General features: G+C 71.8%; 1 protein-coding gene and 1 pseudogene. Both read left to right on the top strand.

The genetic code is table 11. The annotated features are described in order from the left end of the window. Positions 1-321, top strand: a pseudogene (locus I0Q12_RS05955) (hypothetical protein); the annotation flags it as partial. Between the two features lie 56 nt (positions 322-377). After that, a partial coding sequence (locus I0Q12_RS05950; protein WP_197251063.1) for a glutamate--cysteine ligase occupies positions 378-1,527 on the top strand: 1,150 nt, incomplete at its 3' end.

The following is a 1,527-nucleotide window of genomic DNA, read 5'->3' as shown; positions in this document are numbered from 1 at the left end:
CCGTCGGGCTTCGGCGGCGCCGGGCTCACCGGGTCCGGTCTCGGAGCGGGAACCGGCGCGGTCCCCGCCTCATCGGTCCCCGGTGTGTTCCCGGGACCGGCGGCACCCGTGGGCTCGGGCACCGCCGGTCCGGTCCCCACCGCGGCCGGACGCCCCGGCATGTACGGCGGCGTCCCGTCGGCCGGTACCCACCGCGGAGACGACCGGACCGATCCCCGTGGCACACCCGGCTTCCTGGTGTCCGCCGCGAACTCGACCGAGGTGGTCGGGGAAATGCCGAAGGTCGTACCGGCGGTGATCGGGGGCATCGACGACCGGTAGGCACCGGATTACGCTGTGACCCGAGCGGGTATCTGAGGTAGATGGGTCGTGCGGGAATGGTTCGACAGCTGGGCGTCGAAGAGGAATTCCAGCTGATCGATGCGAAAACGCGCCGGCTCGTTCCCCGGGCCCCGGAACTGCTCGCCCGGCTCCCGCAGGACACCTACGTCGACGAACTGCAACGCTGCGTCGTCGAGGTCAACAGCGAGGTCCACCGGGAGCTGTCGAAACTCCGCGCGGATCTCGTCCTTCGTCGCTCGCAGCTGGCGGCGGCCGCCGCCGAACTGGGCCTGGGGGTCGCCGCGGCCGGTGCCGTCCCGCTCGCGGTCCCGGAGGAACTCCAGGTGAGCGAGACACCACGCTATCGCCGGATGCTCGCCGACTATCAACTGCTCGCGCGGGAGCAGCTGATCTGCGGCACCCAGGTTCACGTCGATGTTCCCGACCGGGACGAAGCGGTGCAGGTCGCGAACCGGATCGCCCCGCACCTGCCGGTCTTCCTGGCGCTCAGCGCGAGCTCACCGTTCTGGGCCGACGGCACCGACACCGGTTATGCGAGCGTGCGCAGCCTCGTGTGGATCCGGTGGCCGAGCACCGGGCCCGCGGCGCCGGTGTCGTCCGCCGCCGAGTACGACCGGCTGATCGCCGATCTCGTGTCGAGCGGGGTCATCACCGATCCGGGCATGGTGTACTTCGACCTGCGGCCGTCCGCGCATCAACCCACTCTCGAACTGCGGGTGTGCGACAGCTGCCCGTCGGTCGACACGATCACCCTGGTCGCCGGTCTGTTCCGCGCGCTCGTCGAACACGAGTGCACGGCACTGCGCGAGGGGGTACCTCCCATCCGGGCGAACCCCACCCTGATCCGCGCCGCGATGTGGCGGGCCGCCCGCTCCGGGCTCGAGGGCGACCTGGTGGACGTCGAGGCCGCGGTACCGCGACCGGCCGTGGAGATGATCGACCGGCTCACCTCGTTGCTGCGACCGGAACTCGAGCAGTTCGGCGACTGGGACACCGTCTCCGAACTGGCCGCGGCAGCCGCCCGCATCGGCAGTTCCGCGGCGCGGCAGCGACGGGTGCTGCGCCGGCGCGGCAAGCTCACCGACGTCGTGGACCTGCTGCTCGCCGAGACCGCCGGCCGGGTCCACGAGGTTCCGGAGGTCGCCGACCCCCACGGGACGCTGCTGCACGGGTACGCGCCGCTCC

The sequence above is a fragment of the Rhodococcus sp. CX genome, assembly GCF_015865005.1.
GTDB lineage: Bacteria > Actinomycetota > Actinomycetes > Mycobacteriales > Mycobacteriaceae > Rhodococcus.
The sequence above is the reverse complement of the archived record's forward strand: the minus strand, read 5'-3'. Positions and strand labels throughout refer to the sequence as shown.